Source organism: Thiococcus pfennigii, from assembly GCF_016583835.1.
GTDB lineage: Bacteria > Pseudomonadota > Gammaproteobacteria > Chromatiales > Chromatiaceae > Thiococcus > Thiococcus pfennigii.
The window spans coordinates 1-2,003 of the sequence record NZ_NRRW01000125.1 but is presented as its reverse complement, the minus strand read 5'-3'; the positions used below and the strand labels follow the sequence as shown (position 1 = coordinate 2,003).

2 protein-coding genes are annotated in these 2,003 nt (G+C 49.1%); both read left to right on the top strand.

The window, feature by feature from the left end; genetic code table 11:
* The first annotated feature begins 191 nt into the window (after window positions 1-191).
* Entirely contained in the window at window positions 192-1,151 is a 960-nt protein-coding gene (locus tag CKO41_RS18150) for a restriction endonuclease (RefSeq protein ID WP_200383274.1), read from the top strand.
* 144 nt (window positions 1,152-1,295) lie between these two features.
* Window positions 1,296-1,880, top strand: a complete 585-nt coding sequence (locus CKO41_RS18145) for a restriction endonuclease (protein ID WP_200383273.1) — start codon at window positions 1,296-1,298, stop codon at window positions 1,878-1,880.
* The last annotated feature ends 123 nt before the right edge of the window (window positions 1,881-2,003 follow it).

Here is a 2,003-nt window from a genome sequence, read left to right as displayed (position 1 = left end):
CCCCCGCGCGGCGCTACGCCGCTGCACGTCGCACCGAATATGCCTTCGCCGATGTGCGCCGAGCGCTCGCCCATGAGCTCGCCGACGTCGGTTTCGGGGTCGACTGCGGCGATCCCGGCCACGGCACCCGAAATCCCCTCATCGCGGCTGTCATGCGGTTAGTCGCCTGAGGAAAACGAGAAACTTCAGGAATGGAAGAGTCGTATCATTATCCGCCAGAAGTGCTAAATCTTCTCGTCGATACAGTGCCTTTACTATGTCGGTCAAAGAATGATGTTTTGGTGTTCTTTCGTGGGGCGGGCGTATCTGAGTCAATCATGTCCGATTTGTCTCGACGGGTCAGCGTTGACAGAGAAAACATCAACAAATATGAAATAGCCAGAACGGTAATACAACGAATTAACGAAAAAGGTGATTCTGAATTACGAACAAGAAGAGAAGTTGTAAAAAGGGTCGTGGAGTTTGAAGATTTTTCTACATGCTGGCCCAACGATCAGTTAAAAGCTAAGGGCTTGATTGGAGAGCTGAGGAGAGTTGTCAACGTCAAAGATTCGTTCACAAGGATGTCCAACGAAAGAGAACGAGAAAGACAAGAACGGATAACGGCGCGAGAAAAGGAAATTGCAGAAAAACGAAAAAAGCAAGAAGAGATTGAAAAAATCAAAACAGATTTCTACGCTCTTTTCGGCCTTGAGAATGAGCCCCAAAAGCGCGGTAAGCATCTTGAAAAAGTATTAAACGCACTATTCTCATCATACGGAATTCTTGTAAAAGAGGACTTTAAGCGAGTAGATCCAGATGGCGCAGGAATAATTGAGCAAATTGACGGTGTTATAGAATTAGCTGGGCATATTTATTTGGTTGAAATGAAATGGGTTAAAGAGCCTATCGGAGTAGAAAAACTCTCACAGCATCTCGTGAGAATATATGGCCGCCATGATGCAAGGGGGTTATTTATCGCGTCTGAGGGCTATGCAGATAGTGCAATCACGCAATGCCGCGAAGCTTTATCACAAAAAACTATTTCCCTTATTTCACTTCACGAAGTCATTCGCATGCTTGAAAGGCAAGGTGATTTTGTGCAATTGCTAAATAGAAAAATACAGGCGGCAACAGTGGACAAGAATCCATATTTGGAAATCTTGAATTGAAAAGCCCTAACAATGCCATAAACTCGGACGCCAAAAAGCTGCGCCGCTCGTTCCTCGCTATGCAGCTTTTTGTCTCCGGTTATGGCTGGCGTTATGCATCAGCAGCATTAAATCCGTTGCCTTAGTGAGGCGCACAGCCGCTAAATGGATCAAGACACCCTCTACAAGCTGACGCCAGCTGAATTCGAGCAACTTGCGGGCCGACTGCTCGCGGCAAATGGCATAGGAAACGTCACATACGTTGGCGGCCCCCAGGATCAAGGCGTCGACTTTACAGGTGAACAAGAAGCTGAAACGGTCGCTGTGCAAGTGAAGCACAGGCAAAGGCCGCTGACGGAAAATGAACTTCGGAATATCGTCGGCAGACTGAAATCTAGTAGGTACAACCCGAGCCGGTTGGTAATCGTTACATCGGCCAAGGTCACAGATGCCGTAAAGTGGTCCCTCGATCAGGGCGAGCCCGACACCCCTGTTCGTATCATTGATCGCGATGAAGTTTTAAGCATTCTAAGTGCAGACCGGGGCCTACAAAAGGGTCTAGTTGCCAGCGCTGAAAAGCGAGCGCGTCGTCAAAGTCGCGAATTGTGGCTTGGCACGTTTAGGACTATTTTGTGCCTGGACGGAAAGTCGTTTTCAATCGCAAGAACAATGCCTTATAATCGAATCGGGCACCGGAAGTCGAGTGGCCGGAAATCGCCGGCAGGCACGGCGCCGTCGCTAACTGACTGATTGTTCGTCGCCGCGGGTGGCGGAAACCCGCCGGTCGTGGCAGTGATGGTATTGGATCCGCAAAACTTCGTTCATTCCCAATTCCCATGCGCGAGATCATCAACCCGCAATTGCAGCTCGGTG

Excerpts from the sequence above, each read along its gene's own strand:
- CKO41_RS18150 (WP_200383274.1), top strand. The coding sequence starts at position 192 with ATGGAAGAGTCGTATCATTATCCGCCAGAAGTGCTAAATCTTCTCGTC.
- CKO41_RS18145 (WP_200383273.1), top strand. The coding sequence starts at position 1,296 with ATGGATCAAGACACCCTCTACAAGCTGACGCCAGCTGAATTCGAGCAA.